The sequence below is a fragment of the Streptomyces sp. SID1328 genome (assembly GCF_009865595.1).
In the GTDB taxonomy this organism is placed as follows: domain Bacteria; phylum Actinomycetota; class Actinomycetes; order Streptomycetales; family Streptomycetaceae; genus Streptomyces; species Streptomyces griseoluteus.
Genome location: NZ_WWKH01000081.1, coordinates 1 through 24,685 on the forward strand (window position 1 = coordinate 1; position 24,685 = coordinate 24,685).

General features: G+C 72.3%; 23 protein-coding genes and 1 pseudogene. 10 read left to right on the plus strand and 14 right to left on the minus strand.

Features of this window, described 5'->3' with window-relative positions; translation table 11 throughout:
* Positions 1-346 precede the first annotated feature (346 nt).
* Entirely contained in the window at positions 347-1,504 is a 1,158-nt protein-coding gene (locus tag GT030_RS02425; RefSeq protein WP_161199594.1) for a serine hydrolase domain-containing protein, read from the plus strand.
* A gap of 81 nt (positions 1,505-1,585) precedes the next feature.
* Here GT030_RS02425 and GT030_RS02430 read toward each other — a convergent pair whose 3' ends face one another.
* Complete coding sequence (locus GT030_RS02430; RefSeq protein ID WP_161199595.1) at positions 1,586-2,608, minus strand: NADP-dependent oxidoreductase; 1,023 nt, start codon at positions 2,606-2,608, stop codon at positions 1,586-1,588.
* Between the two features lie 95 nt (positions 2,609-2,703).
* Here GT030_RS02430 and GT030_RS02435 point away from each other — a divergent pair, with 95 nt between their 5' ends.
* Entirely contained in the window at positions 2,704-3,156 is a 453-nt protein-coding gene (locus GT030_RS02435; RefSeq protein WP_161199596.1) for a MarR family transcriptional regulator, read from the plus strand.
* A 29-nt stretch (positions 3,157-3,185) separates the two neighbouring features.
* Complete coding sequence (locus GT030_RS02440) at positions 3,186-3,974, plus strand: EI24 domain-containing protein (protein ID WP_161199597.1); 789 nt, start codon at positions 3,186-3,188, stop codon at positions 3,972-3,974.
* 176 nt (positions 3,975-4,150) lie between these two features.
* On the opposite strand, the gene GT030_RS02445 is transcribed toward GT030_RS02440, so the two are convergent.
* Positions 4,151-5,122, minus strand: a complete 972-nt coding sequence (locus tag GT030_RS02445; RefSeq protein WP_161199598.1) for an aldose epimerase family protein — start codon at positions 5,120-5,122, stop codon at positions 4,151-4,153.
* Positions 5,123-5,137: 15 nt separating this feature from the next.
* Positions 5,138-6,019, minus strand: coding sequence for an SGNH/GDSL hydrolase family protein (locus GT030_RS02450; protein ID WP_161199599.1), 882 nt, complete (start codon positions 6,017-6,019; stop codon positions 5,138-5,140).
* Between the two features lie 266 nt (positions 6,020-6,285).
* Between GT030_RS02450 and GT030_RS02455 the strand changes: the two genes are divergently transcribed.
* Positions 6,286-6,780 carry a DUF3145 domain-containing protein gene (locus GT030_RS02455; RefSeq protein ID WP_161199600.1) on the plus strand — a complete coding sequence of 165 codons (495 nt, stop codon included), beginning with the start codon at positions 6,286-6,288 and terminating at the stop codon, positions 6,778-6,780.
* 69 nt (positions 6,781-6,849) lie between these two features.
* Here GT030_RS02455 and fabF read toward each other — a convergent pair whose 3' ends face one another.
* From fabF to GT030_RS02480, 5 genes are all read right to left on the minus strand, one after another.
* Positions 6,850-8,112: a beta-ketoacyl-ACP synthase II gene (gene fabF / locus GT030_RS02460; RefSeq protein ID WP_161199601.1), complete on the minus strand. Its 1,263-nt coding sequence runs from the start codon at positions 8,110-8,112 to the stop codon at positions 6,850-6,852.
* An 82-nt stretch (positions 8,113-8,194) separates the two neighbouring features.
* Positions 8,195-8,443: an acyl carrier protein gene (locus tag GT030_RS02465; RefSeq protein WP_018545314.1), complete on the minus strand. Its 249-nt coding sequence runs from the start codon at positions 8,441-8,443 to the stop codon at positions 8,195-8,197.
* An 83-nt stretch (positions 8,444-8,526) separates the two neighbouring features.
* The gene (locus GT030_RS02470; protein ID WP_161199602.1) at positions 8,527-9,558 is read right to left on the minus strand and encodes a ketoacyl-ACP synthase III; all 1,032 of its coding nucleotides are present in this window, start codon (positions 9,556-9,558) and stop codon (positions 8,527-8,529) included.
* A 16-nt stretch (positions 9,559-9,574) separates the two neighbouring features.
* Positions 9,575-10,513 (minus strand): ACP S-malonyltransferase, encoded by a 939-nt coding sequence (locus GT030_RS02475; protein WP_161199603.1) that lies wholly within the window; start codon positions 10,511-10,513, stop codon positions 9,575-9,577.
* Positions 10,514-10,602: 89 nt separating this feature from the next.
* Positions 10,603-11,811, minus strand: a complete 1,209-nt coding sequence (locus tag GT030_RS02480) for a helix-turn-helix domain-containing protein (RefSeq protein WP_161199604.1) — start codon at positions 11,809-11,811, stop codon at positions 10,603-10,605.
* A 114-nt stretch (positions 11,812-11,925) separates the two neighbouring features.
* On the opposite strand from GT030_RS02480, the gene GT030_RS02485 reads away from it, so the two are divergent.
* Positions 11,926-12,582: a pirin family protein gene (locus GT030_RS02485; protein ID WP_161199605.1), complete on the plus strand. Its 657-nt coding sequence runs from the start codon at positions 11,926-11,928 to the stop codon at positions 12,580-12,582.
* A gap of 3 nt (positions 12,583-12,585) precedes the next feature.
* On the opposite strand, the gene GT030_RS02490 is transcribed toward GT030_RS02485, so the two are convergent.
* Together GT030_RS02490 and GT030_RS02495 are read right to left on the minus strand one after the other, a co-directional pair.
* Positions 12,586-13,404 carry a serine hydrolase domain-containing protein gene (locus tag GT030_RS02490; RefSeq protein WP_161199606.1) on the minus strand — a complete coding sequence of 273 codons (819 nt, stop codon included), beginning with the start codon at positions 13,402-13,404 and terminating at the stop codon, positions 12,586-12,588.
* A 19-nt stretch (positions 13,405-13,423) separates the two neighbouring features.
* Complete coding sequence (locus GT030_RS02495) at positions 13,424-13,894, minus strand: GNAT family N-acetyltransferase (RefSeq protein ID WP_161199607.1); 471 nt, start codon at positions 13,892-13,894, stop codon at positions 13,424-13,426.
* 97 nt (positions 13,895-13,991) lie between these two features.
* Between GT030_RS02495 and GT030_RS02500 the strand changes: the two genes are divergently transcribed.
* Together GT030_RS02500 and GT030_RS02505 are read left to right on the plus strand one after the other, a co-directional pair.
* Positions 13,992-14,447 carry a MerR family transcriptional regulator gene (locus GT030_RS02500; protein WP_161199608.1) on the plus strand — a complete coding sequence of 152 codons (456 nt, stop codon included), beginning with the start codon at positions 13,992-13,994 and terminating at the stop codon, positions 14,445-14,447.
* Complete coding sequence (locus GT030_RS02505) at positions 14,444-15,463, plus strand: aldo/keto reductase (RefSeq protein ID WP_161199609.1); 1,020 nt, start codon at positions 14,444-14,446, stop codon at positions 15,461-15,463. The genes GT030_RS02500 and GT030_RS02505 overlap by 4 nt, the downstream gene beginning before the upstream one ends.
* Before the next feature lie 60 nt (positions 15,464-15,523).
* Here the strand turns inward: GT030_RS02505 and GT030_RS02510 are convergent, their stop codons facing one another.
* The 3 genes and pseudogenes from GT030_RS02510 to GT030_RS02520 all read right to left on the minus strand — a co-directional run bounded on the left by GT030_RS02510 (position 15,524) and on the right by GT030_RS02520 (position 19,688).
* On the minus strand, positions 15,524-16,375 hold the full coding sequence (locus GT030_RS02510; RefSeq protein ID WP_161199610.1) for a DUF4429 domain-containing protein: 852 nt from the start codon (positions 16,373-16,375) through the stop codon (positions 15,524-15,526).
* 66 nt (positions 16,376-16,441) lie between these two features.
* Positions 16,442-17,587 (minus strand): annotated as a pseudogene (locus tag GT030_RS02515) (alpha/beta hydrolase); the annotation flags it as partial.
* Complete coding sequence (locus GT030_RS02520; RefSeq protein WP_161199611.1) at positions 17,547-19,688, minus strand: FUSC family protein; 2,142 nt, start codon at positions 19,686-19,688, stop codon at positions 17,547-17,549. The pseudogene GT030_RS02515 and the gene GT030_RS02520, both read right to left, overlap by 41 nt.
* 275 nt (positions 19,689-19,963) lie before the next feature.
* Here GT030_RS02520 and uvrA point away from each other — a divergent pair, with 275 nt between their 5' ends.
* Positions 19,964-22,432, plus strand: coding sequence for an excinuclease ABC subunit UvrA (uvrA, locus tag GT030_RS02525; protein ID WP_161199612.1), 2,469 nt, complete (start codon positions 19,964-19,966; stop codon positions 22,430-22,432).
* A gap of 61 nt (positions 22,433-22,493) precedes the next feature.
* On the opposite strand, the gene GT030_RS02530 is transcribed toward uvrA, so the two are convergent.
* A complete protein-coding gene (locus GT030_RS02530) occupies positions 22,494-22,943 on the minus strand; it encodes a DUF1931 family protein (RefSeq protein ID WP_161199613.1) in 450 nt (149 codons plus the stop codon).
* Between the two features lie 304 nt (positions 22,944-23,247).
* Between GT030_RS02530 and GT030_RS02535 the strand changes: the two genes are divergently transcribed.
* Together GT030_RS02535 and GT030_RS02540 are read left to right on the plus strand one after the other, a co-directional pair.
* Positions 23,248-23,625 carry a DUF2267 domain-containing protein gene (locus tag GT030_RS02535; protein WP_161199614.1) on the plus strand — a complete coding sequence of 126 codons (378 nt, stop codon included), beginning with the start codon at positions 23,248-23,250 and terminating at the stop codon, positions 23,623-23,625.
* Positions 23,626-23,672: 47 nt separating this feature from the next.
* Positions 23,673-24,685, plus strand: a 1,013-nt coding sequence (locus GT030_RS02540) for an LLM class oxidoreductase (protein WP_237522163.1), incomplete at its 3' end; no start/stop codon positions are given.

A 24,685-nucleotide genomic window follows, 5' to 3' on the forward strand; every position in this document is an offset into this window, starting at 1 on the left:
CCCCACCACGACCAAGCCCGCCCCCGAGCCCACCCCCACCAGGACCTGCGACCGCTTCCTGTGGTGGTGCAGCTGAAGGACGCGCGGCCATTCCGGCGGCGACGCGCGGTGACCCGCCCCCTCTCGGGCAGTCGCCTCGAGGCCCCCGGCCGCCCGCCCGCCTCCCCTCACCGGTCATACGAACCCCGTGGAGTACGCCATCCGGGGTAACGGTGACACCAACCGGGCCCTGCGGCGGTTGAGTCGAACAGGTACATCTCGCCGTACACGACCTCGGAATGCGCCGGCCGGACCCGGCGCCGTGCGAGGAGGAGCAGCGAGCAGCGGCTCAGTTGAGGAGAACCGGATGACACAGGACAGCACCGTCCAGGGCACTGTCGCCGAGGGGTACGAGGCGGTGCGCGAGGAGTTCGCCGCCTTCGTCGCCGGTGAACTGCCGGACTACGAGGGCCAGCTGTGCGCCTACGTGGACGGCCGCCGGGTCGTCGACCTGTGGGCGGGCGAGGGCGTGGACGCCGGCTCGCTGTACGGCGTCTTCTCCTGCACCAAGGGCGCCGCCCACCTGGTCACCGCCCTCCTGGTGCAGGACGGCACCCTCGAACTGGACCGCAAGGTCACCTACTACTGGCCCGAGTTCGGGGTCGAGGGCAAGAACACCCTCACCCTGCGCGACCTCCTCGCCCACCGCGCCGGACTCGTCGGCACCGACACCGGCTTCAGCCCGGCCGAGCTGGCCGACGACCGCGCGCTCGCCGAACGCCTCGCCGACCAGCGCCCCTTCTGGCGCCCCGGCGCCGCGTTCGGATACCACGCGCTGACCATGGGCGCCCTCACCGGCGAGGTGATCCGCCGGGCCACCGGCCACACCCTCCAGGAGCTGTACGAGGAGCGCGTCCGCGCCCCCTACGGGCTGGACTTCCACCTCGGCCTGCCCGCCTCCCGCGAGCCCCGCTTCCGTGCCACCCAGCCGATGCTGCCGACCCCCGCCCAGCAGGCGGAGGCCGAACTGCGCCGCACCGGCCCGCACACCCTGCCGTCCATCGCCCGGAACCAGCACGCCCCCACCCCCACCGACCTGGAGTCGCTGCCCAACGACCGCGCCGTCCGCGCGAACGGCCCCGCCTCCGTCGGCGGCGTCGCCTCGGCGCGCGGCCTGGCCGGGATGTACGCGGCGATGATCAGCGAGGTGGACGAGAAGGCGCCGCTCCTCAAGAGCGACACCCTCGCCGAGTTCGGCCAGCCGCACTCGGCCGGCCACGACCTGGTGTGCCGCGCCCACGCGGTGTTCGGCCTGGGCTTCGAGTGCACGGCCGAGACCTGGCACCCCTTCCTCGGCGCCGGCACCCTCGGCCACTGCGGCGCGGCCGGCTCGCAGGCGTTCGCCGACCCCCGCAGCGGCCTCGCCTACGGCTACACCCGCCGCCGCTTCGCCTACCCCGGCGGTGCGGCCCCGGAGAACGACCGGCTGGCCGCCGCCGTGCACGAGGCGGCGCTGAAGGGCTGAGACACGGCGGAGGCCGCACCCCACGTCCAGGGATGCGGCCTCCGCGAGGTCCGACGACCGGCAGCCGGCGCAGGACACCGGTCAGAGCTTGACGATCATCTTCCCGGTGTTGTCCCCGCGCAGCACCCCGAGGAACGCCTCCAGCGTGTTCTGGATGCCGTCCACGACCGTCTCGCGGTACTTCAGCTTGCCCGACGCGACCAGGGGCGCGACCTCGCGGACGAACTCCGGCTGGAGGTCGTAGTGGTCGCCGACCAGGAAGCCCTCGATCCGGCCGCGGGTCTGGATCAGGCGGGTGAGGTTGTTCGGGCCGGGGGCGGGCTCGGTGTTGTTGTAGACCGAGATCGCGCCGCAGATGGCGATCCGGCCGTGCAGGTTCAGCTCGGCGATGGCGGCCTGGAGGTGGTCGCCGCCGACGTTGTCGAAGTACACGTCGATGCCGTCCGGCGCGGCCTCGCGGAGCTGCTCGTCGACGGGGCCGTCCTTGTAGTTGAACGCGGCGTCGAACCCGTACTCGTCCACCAGCAGCCGCACCTTCTCGTCGGACCCGGCCGAGCCGATGACCCGCGAGGCGCCCTTGAGCTTGGCGAGCTGGCCGACCTGGCTGCCCACCGCGCCGGCCGCGCCGGAGACGAAGACGATGTCGCCCTCCTTGAACCCCGCGGTGCGCAGCAGACCGGCGTACGCGGTCAGGCCGGTCATGCCGAGCACGCCGAGGTAGGTGGAGAGCGGCGCGGCGTCCGGGTCGACCTTGACGGCCTGCTTCGCGTCCACCGCCGCGTACTCGCGCCAGCCGAGGAAGTGCAGCAGATGGTCGCCGGGCTCGATGCCGTCGACGTCGGAGGCGACGACCACGCCCACCGCGCCGCCCTCCATCGGCTCACCCAGCTCGAACGGGGCGGAGTAGGACTTCGCGGCACTCATCCGGCCCCGCATGTACGGGTCCACCGAGAGGTATTCGTTCCGTACCAGCACCTGGCCCTCGCCGGGCACCGGCATCGGGACCTCGACGAGCGCGAAGTCCTCGGGCTTCGGCCAGCCCACGGGACGACGGAGCAAGTGCCACTCACGGCTCACGGCGGGAAGGGCGGGGGAGTCGGACATCTGGGGCGACCTTCTTCCTCAAACTACTTCAGTACCTGAAACAACCATGCTCCTAAATATTTTATGATGTCAAGTAACCCGGTATCCTGGACGGCATGTCCACCCAGCCGCCGCGTCCCATCGTGCGTCACCGCTCCGCCGACCCCCTGACCATGGAGGTCGTCGAGCTGATCGGCGACGTCGTGGCCCGCTTCTACGCGGACTACGAGGAGGCCGCGGCCAGTCACGCGCTCACCGGACCGCAGGCCCGTCTGCTCAGCCTCCTCGCCCTGGAGCCGCTGCCCATGCGCAAGCTCGCCCAGCGGCTGAAGTGCGAGCCGTCCAACGTGACCGGGATCGTGGACCGCCTGGAGTCGCGCGGCCTGGTCGAGCGGCGCCCCGACAGCGCCGACCGCCGGGTCAAGCTCGCCGCCGCCACCGAGGAGGGCCTGCGGGTCGCCCGCGATCTCCGCGAGGGCCTGCACTTCGCCCGCGAACCCCTCGCCGGCCTCTCCACCGCCGAGCGCTCCTCCCTGCGCGACCTGCTCCGCCGCATGCTCGACGCCTGAAACCCACGGCTGCGGGTAAAGTCCCCGCCATGCGCGATCTCGGGGTGGGGTTCCGTCATCTCCTCAACGGCCAGCGGTGGGTGGCACAGCACGGACGGCAGTACGGCTTCGGCCTGCTGCCCGGCCTGATCACCCTCGTCCTCTACGTGGCGGTGCTGGTCGCGCTCGGCGTGTGGGGCTCCGACGCCGTCACCTGGGCGACCCCGTTCGCCGACGACTGGTCCGGTCCCTGGCAGGGCCTCTTCCGGGGTTTCCTCACCGTCGTGCTGTTCGCCCTCGCCCTGCTGCTGGCCGTCCTCACCTTCACCGCGGCCACCCTGCTCATAGGCCAGCCCTTCTACGAGAGCCTCTCCGAGCGCACCGACGCCGACGTCTCGCCCGACGGGACCGCGCCCAGCTCCGGCCGGCCGATGTGGCGCGACCTGTGGATCTCCGCCCGCGACAGCCTGCGCATCCTGGTACGGGCCTGCGTATGGGGCATCCTGCTCTTCGCGCTCGGCTTTCTCCCCGTGGTCGGCCAGACCGTCGTACCCGTCCTCGGCTTCTTCGTCACCGGGTTCTTCCTCACCGAGGAACTCACCTCCGTGGCCCTCCAGCGCCGGGACGTCGATCTGCGCGCCCGGCTCGCCCTGCTGCGCTCCCGCAAGATGCTCGCCTGGGGTTTCGGCGTCCCGCTGGGCCTCGCCTTCCTGGTCCCCGTCGTCGCGGTGTTCCTGATGCCGGGCGCGGTCGCCGGTGCCACCCTGCTGACCCGCGACCTCCTCGGCGAACCCCTCGCCGAGGAGCAGCCGGAGAGCGACCAGCCGGTCACCGCCTGAGCCCGCCCCGGCGGGCGAGGAGGCGAAGTCGTGACACGGGAGTGAAGGGTTCGTAGGAGAACCCGCCCGGACCCCCGATCCGGCGCCACCGGCCGCCCGGCGCGGATTACCGTCGACATCAGCCCCGGTCCCGGAACCTGACACCCGGACCGGGGCTGAATGCTGTCCGGGGCGGCTCAGCGCGTCCCGAAGCCGTACACCGTGGCGGAGCGGTACACCTCGCCCGGCTCCAGCCGGGTGGTGGGGAAGTCCGGGCGGTTCGGGGAGTCGGGGAAGTGCTGGGTCTCCAGCGCGATCCCCTCGCCCGGCGCGAACGGGGCGCCCAGGTGATCGGCGGTGTAGAGCTGGAGCCCCGGCTCGGTCGTCGCCACCGTCAGCACCCGCCCGGACGCCGGGTCGTACAGCTCGGCCACCTCCTCGGCCGCCGGCGTGACGCCCTTGTCCAGCACGTAGTTGTGGTCGTAGCCCGAGCCGACCTTGCGGGAGGCGCGGAAGTCGAAGCGCGAGTCCGTCACGTCCACGGGCTCGCCCACCGGGATCAGCCCGTCGTCCACCGGCGTGTACCGCGAGGCGTCCAGCCGCAGCTCATGACCGCCCGCGTGCCCCGAACCGCCGAGGTTCCAGTACGAGTGGTTGGTGAGGTTCACGACCGTCGGCGCGTCCGTCACCGCCTCGTAGGCGATCCGCAGCGCACCCGACTCCTGGAGCGTGTACGTCGCCGAGACCTCAAGACGCCCCGGAAAGCCCTCCTCGCCGTGCGGGCTGACCCGGCTGAGCCGTACCCCGTGCTCCACCGGCTCCGCGTCCCACACGTACCGGTCGAAGCCCCGGTCCCCGCCGTGCAGGGAGTTGGGCCCGTTGTTGCGGGCCAGCGCGTACGTCCGTCCGTCCAGCGGGAAGCGGCCGCCCGCGATCCGGTTGGCGTACCGGCCCACCAACGCGCCCAGATACGGGCCCGGATGGTCCACATAGCCCTGGACGGAGGGGAACCCGAGCACCACGTCCGCCGCGCGCCCCTCCCGGTCCGGCACCTCGGCCGACTGCACGATCCCGCCGTACGACAGCACCCGGACCCGTACCCCACCGCGCTCGAGCGTCCAGCGGTGCACCGGGGTCCCGTCGGAAAGTGTGCCGAAAAGTTCGCCCATGTGGGAAACCTTAGGTCACGGTCTGTGCTCCGTGACCGTCCGGTACGCGATCTCGGCGAGCCGGGCCTGGCCGTCCCGGCTCGGGTGGAACCAGTCCCACTGGCTCAACTGCCCGGTGCCGAAGCGGTAGTCGAAGACCGCGTTGCCGTCGGAGCGGCAGCGCTCGTCCTTCGCGCACACCTCGGCCAGCACCGCGTTGTACTCCTCCACCCGGTGCTGGACCTCCTGCCGGCGCACCGTCGCCGCCTCGGTCAGGTCGTCCGCGCCGCGCAGCATGGAGGGGCAGATGCCCAGCTTCCACACCTCCTTGCCCAGCGGGTCGGCCCGCCCCTCCGACCACAGCCGCAGCAGGTTCGGCACGCTCGCCACGTACACCTGTGTCGTCGGCAGCTCCTTGCGCAGTGTCGCCATCGAGCGCTCGAAGTCCGCGCGGAAGTCCGCCACCGGGGTCATCGCCGGCACCGAGGACCGGCAGGCGTCGTTGGCGCCCACCATCACCGTCACCAGCTCCGGGCGGCGCCGCACCGCCTCGGCCATCTGACCGGGCAGGTCGGCCATCCGGGCGCCGGTCACCGCGTAGTTCCAGCCCCGCTCGGCCGCGCCCTGCCGCCCCAGCAGCCGTACGGCCAGGCTGTCCACGGCGGCGTCCGCGCCCGTCGCCCAGGACACCTCCGGGCAGTCCGCGAGCACCTGGCAGGCGTCGAAGCCGCGGGTGATGGAGTCGCCCACCGCCGCGATCGAGTCCGGGTGCGCGTTCCACACCGGGGAGGGCCTGGCGGACGGCCGGGACACGCCCGTACCCCCGTCGCCGCCCCGGACGGAGTCACAGCCGCTCGCCAGCACGGCCGCCGTCAGCACGGCGAGGACGGCCCGCGCCCGGTGGCCTGGTTTCCGCATCCCCGCAGGTCTCCTCGCTCCTTCGCACACCGACCGCCGGTGCGCCCACCCATCACAACGTGCGCGGGTTCCCGTCCACCTCCGCTGGAACGGCACACCCCCGTACAAGCGTCCCCCTGGGTGAATGGCGAAGGTTTCCTGGCACCGGGACCGACGGTACGTCACACTCCTTGCATCCCCGCAAGGTAGCCTCGCCATCAACGCGGCCGTCGCGTCATGGCCGCTCGACCAGCCCGCAAGATGTCCCGCTCAGCCCGGAGGTTCCGGTGACGACACGTGGAGTTCTGTACGTGCACTCCGCGCCGCGCGCGCTGTGCCCGCATGTCGAGTGGGCCATCGCCGGGGTGCTGGGCACGCGCGTCAGCCTGGACTGGATCAGGCAGCCCGCCGCGCCCGGTACCTGGCGCTCGGAGTTCTCCTGGCAGGGCGAGGCGGCCACCGCCTCCAAGCTCGCCTCCGCGCTGCGCGGCTGGCAGTTGCTCCGCTTCGAGGTCACCGCCGAGCCGTCCGCCGCAGCCGAGGGCGAGCGCTACAGTTGCACCCCCGACCTCGGCATCTTCCACGCCGTCACCGGCATCCACGGCGACATCCTCATCCCCGAGGACCGCCTGCGCGCCGCCCTCCAGCGCAGCCGCCAGGAGGAGAGCGACCTGGAGGCCGAACTCTCCAAGCTCCTCGGCAAGCCCTGGGACGACGAACTCGAGACCTTCCGCCACGCGGGCGAGGGCGCCCCGGTCCGCTGGCTCCACCAGGTGGTCTGAGCCCGCCGTAACGCCTGTACGCGAGAAAGGCCCCCACCGGTCGGTGGGGGCCTTTCTCCGTGCTTCGGGTCAGACGGTGCGGAACGCCAGCACCACGTTGTGGCCGCCGAAGCCGAACGAGTCGTTCAGCGCCGTGATCCGGCCCTCGGGAAGCTGACGCGGCTCGCCCACGACGACGTCCGCGTTGACCTCGGGGTCCAGCTCGGTGACGTTGATCGTCGGCGGGGCCGTGCGGTTCACCAGGGCCAGGATGGACGCGACGGTCTCGATACCGCCCGCCCCGCCCAGCAGGTGACCCGTCATCGACTTGGTCGCGGAGATGGCCATGTGGTCGACGTCGTCGCCGAAGACCTTCCGCAGCGCCTTGACCTCGGCCACGTCGCCCTGGGGCGTCGACGTCGCGTGCGCGTTCACGTGCACGATCTCCGCCGGCTTCAGGTCGGTCGAGTCCAGCAGGTTCTGCAGCGCCTGCGCGATGCCGTTGCCCGAGGGCTCCGGCTGCGTGATGTGGTGCGCGTCGGCCGAGATGCCCTGGCCGATCGCCTCGGCGTAGACCCGGGCACCGCGCGCCTTGGCGTGCTCCTCGGACTCCAGCACGATCACACCGGCGCCCTCGCCGAGCACGAAGCCGTCACGGCCCGAGTCGTAGGGGCGGGACGCGCCCTCGGGGTCGGCGTTGTTCTTGGACATCGCCATCATGTTGCCGAAGGCGACGATGGGAAGCGGGTGGATGGCGGCCTCGGTACCACCGGCCACGACCACGTCCGCCCGCCCGCTGCGGATCATCTCGATCGCGTATCCGATGGCCTCCGCGCCGGAGGCGCAGGCCGAGACGGGGGTGTGCACACCGGCGCGCGCGCCCAGCTCGATACCGACGTTGGCCGCCGGGGAGTTGGGCATCAGCATCGGCACGGTGTGCGGGGAGACGCGGCGTACGCCCTTCTCCTTCAGTACGTCGTACTGGTCCAGGAGAGTCGTCACGCCACCGATGCCGGAGGCGATGACCGCGCCGAGGCGGTCGGGGTTCACGGACTGGTCCTCACCGGCCTTGGCGGTGAAACCGGCGTCCTTCCAGGCCTCCTGAGCGGCGATCAGCGCGAACTGCGCGGACCGGTCCAGCTTGCGGGCCTGCGGCCGGGGGAGGATCTCACCCGGCTCGACGGCGATCTGCGCGGCGATCTGGACCGGCAGCTCGGCCGCCCACTCCTGCTCCAGGCGGCTGACGCCGGACCGGCCGGCCAGCATGGCCTCCCAGGTGGAAGCTGCGTCGCCACCCAGCGGTGTGGTTGCGCCGATACCGGTGACGACCACGGTGCGATTGGTCGGGCTCACGGGAATTCTTTCTCCAACAGATGCGGGATCTACGGCGCCACCGCCGGGTGGCGGGGCCTAGCAGCTAGGTCCGAGGGGTGACTCAGGCCTGGTGCTTGAGGATGTAGTCGGTGGCGTCACCGACGGTCTTGAGGTTCTTGACGTCCTCGTCGGGGATCTTCACGTCGAAGCGCTCCTCGGCGGCGACGACGACCTCGACCATGGACAGGGAGTCGACGTCGAGGTCGTCCGTGAAGGACTTGTCGAGCTGGACGTCCTCGGTGGGGATGCCGGCGATCTCGTTCACGATCTCGGCAAGGCCCGCGACGATCTCTTCCTGGGTGGCGGCCATGTCAGGCGCTCTCCTTCTTCGATGTTCAGACAGTGAGGTGGCATTTGTCCCCGTGTCGGACCGGGCGGCCCGGCACGGAGTGCCTAGGGGAGGGTAACGACCGTGGCGGCGTAGACCAGACCCGCCCCGAATCCGATGACGAGCGCCGTGTCGCCGCTCTTGGCCTCGCCGGTCGCCAGAAGCCGCTCCATGGCGAGCGGGATCGACGCGGCCGAGGTGTTGCCGGTGGTACGGATGTCACGGGCGACCGTGACGTGCTCCGGCAGCTTCAGAGTCTTCACCATCGAGTCGATGATCCGCACATTGGCCTGGTGCGGGATGAAGACGTCCAGGTCGTCCGAGGAGATCCCGGCCGCGTCCAGCGCCTGCTGGGCGACCTTCGCCATCTCGAACACGGCCCAGCGGAAGACCGCCTGGCCCTCCTGCGTGATCGCGGGGAACTTGATGTTGCCCGCGCTGTCCAGGGGGAGTTCGGAGACGTCCCCCGCGTGGAAGCGGTCCCACGGGACGGTCTGCTTGATGGTGCCGGCCTTGTCGCCCTCCGAGCCCCACACCGTGGGACCGATGGCGGGCTCCTGGGACGGGCCGACCACGACCGCGCCCGCGCCGTCACCGAACAGGAAGGCCGTCGCGCGGTCCTCCAGGTCGGTCAGGTCGCTGAGCCGCTCCACGCCGATGACGAGCACGTACTCGGCGGAACCTTCCACCACCATGCCCTTGGCGAGGGTCAGGCCGTAGCCGAAGCCCGCGCAGCCGGCCGAGATGTCGAAGGCGGCGGCCTTGTCGGTCCCCAGCTTGTCCGCGATCTCCGTGGCCACGGCCGGGGTCTGGCTGAAGTGCGAGACGGTGGAGACCACCACGGCGCCGATCCGGTCGGCGTCGATGCCCGCGTCGGCGATCGCCTTGCCCGCCGCCTCGATCGACATCGCGGCGACCGTCTCGTCCGGGCCCGCCCAGTGCCGGGTCTCGATCCCGGAGCGGGACCTGATCCACTCGTCGGAGGAGTCGATCGTCTCCAGGATCACCTCGTTGGGCACCACCCGGGTCGGCCGGTAGCCGCCGACCCCGAGGATGCGCGCGTACGGGGCGCCCTTGCTGGGCTTGATCTTCGCCATTGGCATGGGCTCCTTGTCAGGCGCCCGCCGCGTCAGCGGCAGGAGTCGCGGTCTCGGCGATGAGCGCGCGCGCCGCGTCGAGATCCTCGGGGGTCTTCAGGGCGAGCGTCCGTACACCGGGCAGTGCGCGCTTGGCCAGGCCGGTCAGGGTGCCGCCGGGGCACACCTCGATCAGCGCGGTGACGCCCAGTTCCTTGAAGGTCTCCATGCACAGGTCCCAGCGGACCGGGTTGGCGACCTGGCCGACCAGCCGCTCCAGCACCTCGGCGCCGGAGGCGACCGTACGGCCGTCCTTGTTGGAGACGTAGGTCAGCTTCGGGTCCGCCGGGGCCAGCTCGGCCGCGGCCTTGGCCAGCGTCTCGACGGCGGGCGCCATGTGACGGGTGTGGAAGGCACCGGCCACCTTCAGCGGGACGACCTTGCGGACGCCCTCCGGCTTGTCCTCCGCGAGCGCGGCCAGCTGCTCCAGCGTGCCCGCCGCGACGATCTGGCCGGCGCCGTTGATGTTGGCCGGGGTCAGGCCCAGCTTCTCCAGGTGCGCGACGGAGACCTCCGGGTCGCCGCCGAGCAGCGCCGACATGCCGGTCTCGGTGACCGCGGCGGCGTCGGCCATGGCCAGACCCCGCTTGCGCACCAGGTTCAGGGCGGAGACGTCGTCCAGCACGCCCGCGAAGGCGGCGGCGGTGATCTCGCCGACGCTGTGGCCCGCGACCGCGCCCGGCGCGATGTCACCCAGTGCCGCGGCGGACAGCAGCCCGGCCGCGACCAGCAGCGGCTGCGCCACGGCGGTGTCGCGGATCGCCTCCGCATCGGCCTGGGTCCCATAGTGGACGAGGTCCAGTCCGATGGCGTCGGACCACGCGGCGACGCGGTCGGCGGCACCGGGGAGTTCGAGCCAGGGGGTCAGGAAGCCAGGCGTCTGGGCGCCCTGGCCGGGAGCGACGAGTACGAGCACTCTCACACTCTCTCTTGTTGACGGCCGAAGCCGCCCGTGGGGACAAGGACGAATAACTCGGATGGCTTTTGTGGGCCCCCGACAAAAGGCTAGGGCTGGAACTCCCCGTCGGTGAGCCGCCCCAGGATCAGGGCGATCCGCAACGTGAAGGCGGATCGTACATCGGAGGGGGACCAGCCGGTGACGTCAGTCACACGTCGGAGCCGGTAGCGCACGGTGTTCGGGTGAACGAAGAGCATCCTCGCCGCGCCCTCCAGGCTGCTCGCCTGCTCCAGGTAGACACTCAGGGTCTCCAGCAGCGCCGAGCCCGCCTCCTCCAGCGGTCTGTAGATCTCCTCCACCAACTGCTCGCGCGCACTGGGATCACCCGCGATGGCGCGCTCCGGAAGCAGGTCGTCCGCCAGCACCGGCCGGGGCGCGTCCTGCCAGGCGGTGCACGCCTTGAGCCCGGCCGCGGCGGCCTGCGCGGACCGGGTCGCGGCCTGGAGGTCGTGCATGACCGGCCCCGCTACCACCGGTCCCGGCGCGAACGGCCCGATCAGCGATTTGGCCACGTTCAGCGGCTGCACCGAGCTGCCCCCGGCGATCACCACCAGGCGGTCCCCGAGCACGCCGGTGAGCACCTGGAGCTTGGCGTGCCGTGCGGCCCGCCGGATCGCCTCCACGGTCAGCTCGCTGTCCCCGTCCGGAGCGGTGCCGAGCACCACGCAGACGTGCTCCGGCGAGTTCCAGCCGAGCGCCGCCGCCCGGCTCACCGCCCCCTCGTCGGCCTCGCCGCTGAGTACCGCGTTCACCACCAGCGACTCCAGCCGGGCGTCCCAGGCACCGCGTGCCTCGGCGGCCTGGGCGTAGACCTGGGCGGTGGCGAAGGCGATCTCGCGGGCGTAGACCAGCAGCGCCTCGCGGAGCACGCGCTCGTCGCCGGGCGCGGCCACCTCGTCGATGGCGCTCTCCATGACCTCGATGGTGGTGCGCACCATCTCCACGGTCTGGCGCAGCGTGATCGCGCGGGTCAGCTCACGGGGCGCGGTGCCGAAGACGTCGGTCGAGATGGCCTGGGGCGCCTCGGGGTGCCGGAACCACTCGGTGAAGGCGGCGATGCCGGCCTGCGCCACGAGCCCGATCCAGGACCGGTTCTCCGGGGGCATGGCCCGGTACCACGGCAGGGTGTCGTCCATCCGCGCGATGGCCTGTGCGGCGAGAGTGCCGGAGGACTTCTCCAGCCGCCGCAGGGTCGCGGTGTGCGGGTGGACGGCGTGTACCGCGGGGTCGCTGTGGTGGGATTCGGGTTCGGGCACGTGGACAAGACTGCCTTATCGGGACGCGCGCATGTGCCGCCGGGTCCGTCTCACGCCTCGGCACCGGCCGGTACTTGCCTGCGGCACGGGCGCCGCGCGCACTACCGTGGGGGCGTGATCGAGGTACGGCGCGCCGCTGAGCGTTACCACGGAGGAGACCCGGAGGCGGGCATCGACTCCCGGCACGCCCTGTCCTTCGGGCCGCACTACGACCCCGCGAACCTGCGCTTCGGCGCGGTGATCGCCTGCAACGAGGAACGGCTCGCCCCCGGCGCCGGGTTCGACGAGCACCCCCACAGCCACACCGAGATCGTCACCTGGGTCGTCGAGGGCGAGCTGACCCACCGGGACTCGGCCGGCCACGAGAGCGTGGTCCGCCCCGGTGACGTACAGCACCTCAGCGCGGCCGCGGGCGTCCGGCACGTCGAGCGGAACGACGGCACGGTCCCGCTGACCTTCGTGCAGATGTGGCTGGCCCCGCTGAAGCCCGGCGGGGAGCCGTCGTACGAGGTGGTGCCGGGCATCGCCGACTCCACGCCGTACGCCCTGCCCGGCGCCGGCGCGATGCTGCACGTGCGTCGGCTGGCGGCGGGGGAGCGGACGGCGATGCCGGACGCCGCGCACCTCTACGTCCACGTGGTGCGCGGCGAGGCCGGCCTGGCGGGGGAGACGCTGGGCCCCGGCGACTCGGCCCGGATCACCGACGCCGAGGGGCTGGCGGCGGTGGGGGTGACGCCGGCGGAGCTGCTGGTGTGGGAGATGGGTCCCTAGGGGTCAGCCGACTTCCGTCAGCACCGCGTCCGTGAACACCGGCCACGCCTCGATCGCCCAGGGCCCGAAGGCGCGGTCGGTCAGGGCGACGGCGGCCACCCGGGCGTCCGGGTCGGTCCACAGGAAGGTGCCGGACTGGCCGAAGTGGCCGAAGGTGCGCGGGGAGGACGAACTTCCGGTCCAGTGCGGGGACTTGGCGCCCCGGATCTCGAAGCCGAGGCCCCAGTCGTTGGGGTTCTGGTGCCCGTATCCCGGTAGTACGCCCTTGGTACCCGGATACTGCACGGTCATCGCCTCCGCGACCGTCCTGGGATCCAGCAGGCGCGGTGCCTGGAGTTCCGCCGCGAAGCGCAGCAGGTCCGCCACCGTGGAGACGCCGTCCTTGGCGGGCGAGCCCTCCAGCGAGGTCGACGTCATGCCCAGCGGCTCCAGCACCGCCTGGCGCAGATACTCGGCGAAGGGAATGTCGGTGGCCTTGGCGATGTGATCGCCGAGCTGCTCGAACCCGGCGTTGGAGTACAGCCGCCGCTCGCCGGGCGCCGACATCGTGCGGTGCTCGTCGAAGGCCAGCCCGGAGGTGTGCGCCAGCAGATGGCGGACCGTGGCCCCGGGCGGCCCGGCGGGCTCGTCCAGCTCGACGGCACCCTCCTCGTACGCGACCAGCGCCGCGTAGGCGGCCAGCGGCTTGGTCACCGAGGCCAGCGGGAAGCGGTGGTCAACCGGGCCGTGCGTCCCCAGTACGGTCCCGTCGGCCCGTACCACCCCCGCGGCGGCGGTGGGGACGGGCCAGTTCTCGATCAGCGCCAGGCTCTGCAACGACATACCGGCGAGCCTATGCGGCTCACACCCGCAGCTCCATCAAGGGGTCCGGCTTCGGCTTGAACCCCAGCGCCTCGTACAGCGGGCGGGCGTCGGCGGAGGCGGTGAGCTGGATCTGCCGGGCGCCCCGCTCGCGGAACCAGGCCAGCAGCCCGTCCATGCACGCACGGGCGTACCCCCGGCGCCGGGTACCGGGATCGGTGGCCACGCTGAACACGAAGCCGACCACGCCCTGCGGATTGGACTCGCGCCCGATCCGGTACTCGGCCGTCCCCACGGCGAGCGCGGCCAGTGCCCCCGGCCGGTCCGGGTGGTCCACCACGAAGGCGGCGAAGGTCCCTTCCGGGTCGGCCAGCCGGGCGCGCAGGGCCGGCAGGGACTCCGCGTGCCAGGTCCCCGCGTCACCGCCCCCGGAGAGGGAGTCGAGCATCACCTGGCGCAGGCGCAGCACTTCCGGCGCGTCCCCGGGCAGCGCCCGGCGTACGAGAGTCATGCGCGGCACGCTAGCGTCCGGCTCCGGTTCCCGTCCTGGCCATTTCTGCCGGACACCGCTTGCTTGGAGTGCGCTCGAAGGTCATAGCGTTGAGGGCATGACGGTGATGCAGACCATGCAAGGGGTGGCGGCCGGCCAGGACATCTGTTCCGGTCCCCCGCCGCGCCATCCCCGGCCCGACGGGCAGGACCGGTACACGATCAGTGAGGTCGTCGCCTTCACCGGACTGACCGCGCACACCCTGCGCTGGTACGAGCGGATCGGCCTGATGCCGCACGTCGACCGCTCGCACACCGGCCAGCGCCGCTACACCAACCGCGACCTGGACTGGCTGGTCTTCGTCACCAAGCTGCGGCTCACCGGCATGCCGGTCGCCGACATGGTCCGGTACGCCGAGCTGGTGCGGCAGGGCGAGAGCACCTACGACGAGCGGCGCGAGCTGCTGGAGTCGACCCGCCGGGACGTGCTCGCCCGGATCGACGAGCTGCGCGACACGCTCGCCGTGCTCGACCTGAAGATCGGTTTTTACGCCACGGAGGGGACCCCCCGATGACCGACCGCACGATGCCGTCCGTACGCCTGGGCGAGACCGGTCCGGAGACCGGCGTGCAGGGCCTCGGCTGCATGGGCATGAGCTTCGGCTACGGCCCGGCCGACGCCGGGCAGTCGCGGGCCGCGCTGGAGCGCGCCTTCGACCTGGGCGTGACGCTGTACGACACGGCGGACGCCTACGGCGCCGGGGACAACGAGCGGTTCCTCGCCCCCTTCTTCAAGGCCCACCGCGACGAGGTGGTCATCGCCACCAAGTTCGCGCTGTCCATCCCGCCGGACGACCCGAGCAGGCGGATCATCCGCAACGACGCCCCCTACATCCGCCAGGCCGTCGAGGACAGCCTCGAGCGGCTCGACGTCGACGTGATCGACCTCTATTACATGCACCGCCGCGATGTGAACGTCCCCCTGGAGGAGACTGTCGGCGTCATGGCCGACCTGGTGCGCGAGGGCAAGGTCAAGCACCTGGGGCTGAGCGAGGTCACCGCGGGGGAACTGCGCACCGCGCACGCCGTCCACCCCATCGCCGCCGTGCAGTCCGAGTGGTCCCTGTTCAGCCGGGACATCGAGGCGCAGGTGGTCCCGGCCGCCCGCGAGCTGGGCGTCGGCCTGGTGCCCTACTCCCCGCTGGGCCGGGGCTTCCTCACCGGCGCCTTCACGGACGCCGCAAAGGAGCTGACCGAGGGCGACTTCCGCCGCTCCCAGCCGCGCTTCACCGGTGACAACGCGACCGCCAACGCGGCCCTGCTGGAGCCGGTGCGCCGGGTCGCCGAGGCGCACGGCGCGACCCTCGGCCAGGTCGCGCTGGCCTGGGTGCACCAGCGCGCGGCGGTGCACGGCCTCCCGGTGGTGCCGATCCCGGGCACCCGCAAGGCGGAGCGCGTCACCGAGAACGCCGGCGCCGCGCACCTGGTCCTCACCGAGGAGGAGCTGGCCCTGCTGGAGCCGGTCGCCGCCCGCGTCGCGGGGGACCGGTACGCCGACATGACGTTCACCTCGGCGGGCCGGGAGCGGTAGGAGTGTCTTGTCGATCAGGCCGGACGCCGCGAGCCCGGCCTGATCGACAGCCCCCAGCCACTACAGCTCCGTCAGCAGTTCGGCCTTCTTCGCGGAGAACTCCTCGTCGGTCACCAGACCGGCCTGGTGCAGCTCGCCCAGGTGGCGGATGCGCTCCGCGATGTCGGCCGGGTCCCGCCGGGGCGCGGCCGGGACCGCGGGGACGGCGCCTCTCGTCCGTACCGCCGCGAGGACGGCCGCCGCGAACGGCAGCGACTCGTGCACCTGCCCGTAGCCGAGCCCGAAGACGACGGTCGCCGCGTCCTGGTCCGGCGGTACCGGGTCGGCGGCGCCCGCGGGGTCGTTCGGCAGCAGCCGCAGATACCCCTCGAAAGCCTCCGGTGAGCGCCACTCCACCCCGCCGAGGTCCGCGACCGCGAACCTCTGGTCGCCCGCCTTCCACTTCGCCGACGACGCCCCCGTCCACGACCAGCGGAAACGCACCGAGGTCCCGTCGAAGGACGCCTTGCCGTCGTACGCCTTGAAGCGGAGCGGTGCTTCTGGGGCGCCGATCAGATACCGGTCGGCGGGACCGGACCCGGTCAGCGCGGCCTTCAGCTCGTCGGCGTAGTACTCGGCCAGCGTCTCCCGCTCGGCCGGCAGGACCAGCCGGTACGGGTCCAGGCCCTCGGGAAGCTGGCCGGCCGCGGCCTCCAGCAGCGGGTCGGCTCCGGCGCGCGGGTGAAGGCGCAGTACGACGGTGCCCCGTCTGCCCTCGGCCAGGCTCACGCCCTCCAGCGCGGCGAGCGGCACCCGGCGTTCACCGAGCGCCTGGAAGAGTTTCGGTGTGCGTATCCCCCGTTCGTACCGGATGAGCACGGAGTCTGAGTCGAACTCCCAGACGGCATGAAAACCCGCCAGTACGTCACCCATGCGGCTCATCGTATGCGGCACTTGTCCCTCCGTCGCCACCCGCGCGGACCGCACTTCCTGCTGTTTCTACGCGCGTCCCGCGGCGGGCGCGTCCGGCACGTCGGCCCGGCACGCCTCGTCCGCGCGGGCGCACGTCACCGAGCCGTACGCCCCCACGCCGACCGCGGCGAGGTTGCGCAGGCTGTCCGTGCCCGGCTGGAAATAACCGGCGTGGCCCTGCGCGTCGCGCGAGGACAGCACCCGCGCGCCGAAGGCGCGGGACACCGGGTCGGCGCCGTGCCCGAGCCCGCCGACCTCCAGATACGGCACGTCCTGCACCCAGTCGGTGGCGTCCCGCATCGCCCACACCCGCGCGGTGCGGTTCAGATGGGCGGCGCTGGCCGCCCGCATGCCGGGGCTCGCGGCCACCGCGATGTCGCTGACCCGGCGGGGCATGCCGGGGGCGGCGACCCCGCAGACCACCGAGCCGTAGCTGTGGCAGAACATCGACACCTCGGCCCGGCCGGGCAGCGCGCGCAGCAGCGCGTTCAGCCGGACGGCGCCGTCCACCGCGCGCATCGCGGTCGCCGCGTCCACCCCGAGCCCGGCCGGCGCGGTGTAGTCGGCCCAGGCGATCACGGCGGTACGGGTGGCGGGCGCGGCCTGCCGCTCGGCGGAGTACAGCGACTTGGCCATGCCGACCGGGGCGCTGTAGGGGCGGTAGGACTTCTCGAAGGTCAGCAGGTCGGTGTCGACACCGGGCACCACCACGGAGATCCGCTGGGCCCGGCGCAGGTCGCCGAAGACCTCGGCGATCCGGCCCGAATCCTCGGGGTCGAAGGCGAGGATGTGCCGCTCGGGCCGCATCAGCGCCTCGTACCGGTGCATCCGGCGGGCCGCGTCCTGCTGGCCGGCGGTACTGAGCCGGTTGTCGTGCACGCGGCGCGACTCCACGTCCCGCTCCCGCTCCAGCGCCACCCGGTTGGCCTCGTAGCGCAGCGACACGGGGGCGCCGTTCATGTTGCCGACCGCCAGCGGGTAGCGCGTCGCCAGGTCGTGGCGGTCGTACGGGGTGAGCGAGCCGAAGAAGCGGGCCAGCTTCGCCGGGGCGGTCTTCGCCGGGTCCGGCAGGGGCTTGCCGTGCACGCTGTCGCGCACCCACGCGGACAGGGACGACCGCAGCGCGGTCGACTCACGGTGGGTGTGCTGCGCCGTCCAGCCGGTGGTCGCGAGCGGAGCCGACGTCCCGTTCCAGGGGGGTGCGACTCACGGCTGTGGCGAGGTCCTCCAAGGCCCGTTTCTGCAGTTCCGCCTCGCGCCGCACGACGGGGCTCCCGTTGCCGGCGGCGGTGTCCTGCCACGCCCGGAGCGCCTCCTCCACGCGTCCCCAGTCCGGATTCCTGTGCTCGCGCACGGCGGCCGCCGCCTTCGCGGTGTCCGTCTCCAGAGCCTCGGCGAACCGCTCCGCCTCGGGGACGGAACGGCCGTCGGCCCGCGGGACGTGGCTCTCCATGAGCATCGCTGCCCGGCCGAACCCCTTGAGCGCGTCCTGCGCCTCCTCCGCCTCGCGCGACGTCAGACCCCTGGGGCGGATCGGCTCCCGCCTTGCCCGGTCGTACGCCTCCTGCCAGGCGGCATGTGCCTCCCTGCTCCCCAGCAGTGCCCGGCGCATGTCGGCGTGATGCTCCCTGCTCGGTTCGGCGTAGTCGCGGAGCACCGCGGCCGCGTAGCGGCCGTTGGCGGCGAGCCAGTCCGCGAGCCTGCCCGGCAGCCGGGGTGTCTCCCATGCGGGGAACAGCACGTACGCCAGCATCGCCAGGGCCCCGCCGAGCAGGGTGAGCACCACCCGCTCCGGGACCGTCTGCTCCCACGCCTGGCCGCCCATGCCGAGCAGGAAGACCACGTACGCGGCGGTGAAGCACTGGGTGTACGCGTAACCGGTGCGGTTCAGCATGTACGACAGGCCCGCCGCGACCACCGTCAGAGCGCCGGACACGTACGGGTCCGGGTCCAGGGCCCGTACCACGCCGGTGGCGAGCGCGACCCCCGCCAGGGTCCCGGCGAGACGGGCCACCGCACGCGCGTACGTCCGGTGGAAGTCCGGCCGCATCACCATCACCGAGGCGAGGGGCGCCCAGTATCCGTGGCCCAGGGGCAGCCGGGCGGCGATCAGATAGCCGAGCGTGGCCACCGCCGCCAGGCGGACGGCGTGCCGGAACACGGGCGAGTCCGGGCGGAGCTCGCGGCGGACCGCCCGGACCACTACCGGGACCAGCCGCAGCATCGTCGGGCGCATCAGGAACTCGGCGTGGGCGGGGCCGCGCGGCGTCGGCGTCCTCCCGGGCGGGCAGCCGCTCCCCGCGATCTCCAACGCCTCGCCGAGCAGTTCCACCAGCCGCTCGGCGGCCTGCCGCGCGGGGCCCTCCAGCACCTCGTGCTCCTCGTCGACGCGCAGGACGTCCAGGCTCTCGGGCCGCACCTCGGCGGGAGTGCCGTGCCGGATCGAACGGGCGGCCGCATCCAGGACGTCGGCGGCCGCGTCGAGCAACTCCCGCGCGCGGTCCCGCCCGGGTCCCTCCGCCGGGGCGCCCACGGCCGGGTCGGCGAGCGCCGCGATCACCGGGCGAATGCGTTCGGCGAGTCCCCGGGGGCCGTGCAGGGCAGGGGGACGGGTGCGGGCCTGCGACGGCGTCACGGCGGCCGCGTCCCGTGCCGTCATCAACGGCTCCGGGTCGAACGGGGCGGTCGGATCGTGCCGCAACCGGCGGGCGTAGTCAGCCACGGCGGCAAGGGCGTCGGCGAGCGCGTCACGATGCGCTCCCCAGCGCCGGATCGGGAACAGCAGGATCAGCACGGCCTGGATCACGCCCCCGAGTGCGATGATCCCGGCGTGCTCCAGAGCCCGCCCGACGCTCGTGGGCAAGGTGATGGTCACCAGCATGCTGCCCACGGTCGTCGCCGCGACGATCCCGGCGGTCGATCCGACGGCCCACGCCATCCCCGCGGCGAAGGCCCACACGGCCAGCAGCGGGAGGAACGTCACGAGCCGCCCCGCCGCCAGGTAGCCCACGAAGGTGCTGAGCGCCAGAGCCGCGCCCGTGCCCAGCGCGACCACCTTGCGCGGACGCCAGCTCCGCTGGAAGGTGGCCCCACCCGCGGAGTAGGCGCCGAGGGCGGCGGACGCGGCATACGCGGGGGAGGCCAGCCACAGCGTCGCTCCGACGACGATCGCCAGCCCGGCGGCCGCGCGCAGCGCGAGCAGGGGCTCCAGCCGCGTCTCCTCGACCTGGAGCCCGGACCGCACGACCTCACCGAAGGCCTGCCGCCACGTCACGGTCGACCGCCTGGCCGGAACGCCCTGCCGGGTCGCTTCGGCGTCGTCGAGGTGCGGCAGCCGTCGGGCAAGGAAGCCTCCCACGCGGTCCGTTCACCCGCCGGCGACCGCAGCCGCCGGACCGGGTGCTGCTACGGCGGACACTGCTGACCGTCCGCCGTCCGGGTCCCCGTCGGCCGCCTGGGCGAAACGACCACGCACCGGCCGTTCAGCGGAGCCGCCCCCGCTTCACCGTCTGCCGCGCGGTTCCCGGCACGATCGGGTAGTCAGGAACGATGGACAAGGACGGGACCGACCCCTTCGTGCATGTCCGGGGCGCCGGTGAGAACAACCTGCGGGACATCGATGTGGACGTTCCGCGGGACGCGATGGTCGCCTTCACCGGCGTCTCCGGTTCGGGCAAGTCCTCGCTCGCGTTCGGCACGCTCTACGCGGAGGCCCAGCGGCGCTACTTCGAGTCCGTGGCACCGTACGCCCGAAGGCTGTTGCAGCAGGTCGGCGCACCGCACGTGCAGGACATCACCGGACTGCCACCGGCCGTGGCCCTGCAGCAGCGCCGCGGGTCGCCCAGCTCGCGCTCGACGGTCGGCACCCTCACCACCCTGTCCAATCTGCTGCGCATGCTGTACTCCCGCGCCGGCACCTATCCGCCCAGGGCCGCACGGCTGGATGCCGAGGCGTTCTCACCCAACACCCCGGCCGGCGCCTGCCCGGAGTGCCACGGACTGGGTGTGGTGCACGACGTCGCCGAGGACCTGCTCGTCCCGGACCCCTCGCTGAGCATCCGCGAGGGAGCGATCGCCGCCTGGCCGGGTGCCTGGCAGGGCGCCAACCTGCGCAGTGTCGTGAACGGCCTGGGGATCGACATCGACCGGCCGTGGCGCAGGCTCAGGAAGAAGGACCGGGACTGGCTGCTGTACACGGACGAACAGCCGTCCGTGTACATCGAGCCGGAGGAGGACCGCGTCGACTACGGCTACCAGGGCAAGTTCTGGAGCGCCCGCAAGCACGTCATGCACGTTCTCGCCGACTCCAAGAGCGAGAAGATGCGCGAACGGGCGCTCCGGTTCGTCAGGAGCGTGCCCTGCCCCGAGTGCCACGGCAGCGGACTGCGGCCCGAGGCACTCGCCGTGACCTTCGCCGGACGTTCCATCGCCGAGCTCAACGCCATGCCGCTCACCGAGGTCGTGGCGCTGCTCCGGCCCGTCGCGGGGCGGTCCGAGGCCGACGCCACCACCTCGACCGCCCGGTCCGGGGAGACGACCGAGGTCGCGGTCCGGATCTGCGGCGACCTGGTCGCGCGTATCGACGTACTGCTCGGCCTGGGCCTCGGATATCTCAGCCTCGGGCGCCGCTCGACGACCCTGTCGCCCGGCGAGGCGCAGCGCCTGCGGATCGCCACCCAGCTCCGCTCGGGGCTGTTCGGCGTCGTCTACGTCCTCGACGAACCCTCCGCGGGCCTGCACCCGGCTGACGCGGAGCCGCTGCTGGACGCGCTGGACCGGCTCAAGGCGACGGGCAACTCGCTGTTCGTCGTGGAGCACGACATGGACGTCGTACGGCGGGCGGACTGGGTGGTCGACATCGGCCCCGGTGCGGGAGAGGGCGGCGGGCGCGTGCTGTACAGCGGCCCGGTCGCCGGTCTGGAGCGGGTCGGGGAGTCGGCCACGAGCCAGTACCTGTTCGGGCGCGCCCAGCCGCTCGATCACCGCTCACGCGCCCCGCACGGCTGGCTGCACCTGCGCGGCGTCTCCCGGCACAATCTGCGCGACGTGTCCGTCGACGTACCGCTGTGCGTACTGACGGCGGTGACGGGCGTGTCCGGTTCCGGAAAGTCGACGCTGGTGACGCAGGTGCTCGCCGAAGTCGTCCGCGGCCACCTCGGACTCGCACCCGGGGAACCCGACGAGGCGCTGCTGGAGGTCGACGTCCAGGACGCGTCGGGGGTCGAGTCGTTCGACCGGCTGGTCCTGGTCGACCAACGGCCCATCGGCCGGACTCCCCGGTCCAACCTGGCCACGTACACGGGGATGTTCGACGCCGTGCGCAAGCTGTACGCGGCGACGGACGAGGCGAGGGCGCGCGGGTACTCGGCCGGGCGGTTCTCCTTCAACGTGCCCGAAGGGCGGTGCGAGACCTGCCAGGGCGAGGGGTTCGTCGCGGTGGAACTGCTCTTCCTGCCCGGCACCTACGCCCCCTGCCCCGCCTGCCACGGGGCCCGGTACAACGCCGAAACGCTGGAAGTCACCTACCGCGGCAAGAACATCGCCGAAGTACTGGCGCTGTCCGTCGACGCCGCCGCCGACTTCCTGGCCGCCGTCCCGGCCGCCTCGCGCAGCCTGGAGACGCTGCGCGAGGTGGGACTGGGGTACCTGCGGCTGGGCCAGCCGGCGACGGAACTCAGTGGTGGTGAGGCGCAACGCATCAAACTGGCCACCGAACTGCAGCGAGCCCGGCGCGGGCACGCGCTATACCTGCTCGACGAGCCGACGGCGGGGCTGCACCCCGCGGACATCGCCCTGCTGCTGCGGCAGCTCCACCGGCTCGTCGACGCCGGCAACACGGTCGTCGTCGTCGAGCACGACCTGGCCACGATCGCCACCGCCGACTGGGTCATCGACCTCGGCCCGGGCGGCGGCGACGCGGGCGGGCGGGTGGTCGCGGCGGGACCGCCGGCCAAGGTGGCGAAGGCCCGCCGCAGCGCCACCGCGCCCTACCTCGCGGCCCGGCTCGCGCGCTCCTGACGACGGTACGAGCTGGGTACCGGCCAGGGCGAGTCCGGCGACATGCACCGGGGCGCGACTGCTACAGCAGCCGGTCGAAAACCGCGGTCACGCCCTCCCAGTGGCTGGTCTGCGGGTTCTTGACGTCCGGATAGAGGATTTTGAACGTCTCGGCGAGGGCGACGCTGAGACCGCCGATGATCTCGGGGTAGCGCTCTTCGGTCTCCTGAGTGGGTGCTCTGTCGAGGGGAGGGTGTGAGGCGAGCTGTTCCAGGATCGGCTTCAGCTCGACCTCCTCGTCGAGCCGCCGGAACCGGTGGATGCTCTCCTGGAGGCCCTTGGTGATCGGCAGGTCCCACGGTTCGACGGTGTCCCTGCCATTGGCCTTGGCCGCCGCCTGGCCGATGACCAGGAGGTCGTAGAGCTTGTCGTCGACGAAGTCGCTGTACCGCTTCAGGTCGCTCTTGTCGACGTCGAGGCTTGCGGCGGCGCGGAAGAACCTCTCGAACTTCGACACACCCATCACGGTCATGCCTCTCGCCTCCTCACCGGGAATGGACGGCGTGGTTCGCTCCCGCCCGTGCCGCCATCGGCTGTTACCCGGTCGAGATTCGCAGAGCCCCCTGCGGAGCGCCTCCGCACCCCAGGCCGAAAAGGAACAGCCCGTCCCACCCTGGCAGAGCAGCATGCAGGCGGCACTTGTGCTCGGAGGGCTAGCGGGCCCGCTGCCTTTCCCCCCGCGGGGAGCAGGCAGGGCGCGGTCGACATCCGGAGCATGGACATGTGGCCCCGGCCCCTCACACCCCCACCGCAAAGCTTGAGAAAAAGGACGGCTCATGGACTACAACACCTTCCTGGACACCATCACCCAGCGCGCCCCCGTCCCCCCGGAAAAGGTGGAACCCCTCACGCGCGCCACCCTGGAAACCCTGGCCGAGCGGCTCACCAGAGGTGAGGCGCACGACCTCGCGTCCGAACTGCCCAAGCCGCTGAAGGAACAGTTGGTCTCTCCCACTCCGGAGGCCCAGCGTTTCGGACTGGACGAGTTCATCAACCGGGTGAGCAGCCGAGCGGGGGTGAGCCCCAAAGAGGCCCGCGAGGGCATACGGGCGGAGCTGACCACCCTGAGGGACGCGGTCAGTGAGGGCGAGTTCCGCGACGTGATGTCCCAGCTGCCCAAGGAGTTCGAGGAGCTCGTGGGCGTGCCGGGCTAGAGACGAACGTCGCGGACCCGGACAGGCATGAATGGCCGGAGGATCGCATGACAGAACCGACAGGGCCCTCAGCCGGCGCACCCGTGGACGTCGAGGGCGAGGAGCAGCGGCCGTTCTCCGAGCATCCGGCCATGGCCAGGGCCTATCCCGGCGGCAGGATGACCGTGGGTGCCATCACGCCCCTGGAGGGCTTCGACGGGCCCGTGCCGTCCCTGGCCGGGCACATGGAGCGGATCCAGCAGGCCGAGCGGGCCGGCTTCGCCTCGGTGTGGGTCCGGGACGTGCCGCTGCTGGACCCCAGCTTCGGGGACACCGGGCAGGTCTTCGATCCGTGGGTGTACCTGGGGCAGCTCACCGCCCGCACCACCTCGATCACACTCGGCACCGCCAGCATCGTCATGCCGCTGCGGCACCCGTTGCACACCGCGAAGGCGGCCGCCTCGGTGGACCAGTTGTCCGGCGGACGGCTCCTGCTGGGGGTGGCCACCGGGGACCGGCCCGTGGAGTTCCCGGCCTTCGGGCAGGACCTGGAAGGCCGGGCCGCGAGATTCCGGCAGTCGCTGGCGTACTTCCGTGCCGTCCTGGAGCACCGTTTCCCGCGCGTGGACTCGCCGCTCGGCCGGATGGCAGGCACCGATCTCCTGCCCAAGCCGGTGTACCAGCGGATTCCCGTACTGATGACGGGACACGGCAGGCAGGACGTCCGGTGGATCGCCGACCACACGGACGGCTGGCTGTACTACACCCCTCCGCTGCAGCAGCAGGCCGCGAACATCGCGCTGTGGCGGGAGCTGACCCAGGATGACGGCGGTGCGTTCAAGCCGTACGCGCAGGCCACCTATCTGGACCTGACCGAGGACCCGCTGGCCCTGCCCCGGCCCATCCACCAGGGGTTCTCGGTGGGCCGGGTGTCGCTCCTGGGGATGATGCGGACGTGGCAGGAGATCGGCGTCGACCAGCTGATGATCAACTTCAAGCACAGCCGCCGCCCGGTCGCCGACGTGATCGACGAACTGGCCGAGCACGTGCTGCCGCACTTCCCGCCCGGGCGCGTCGGGGC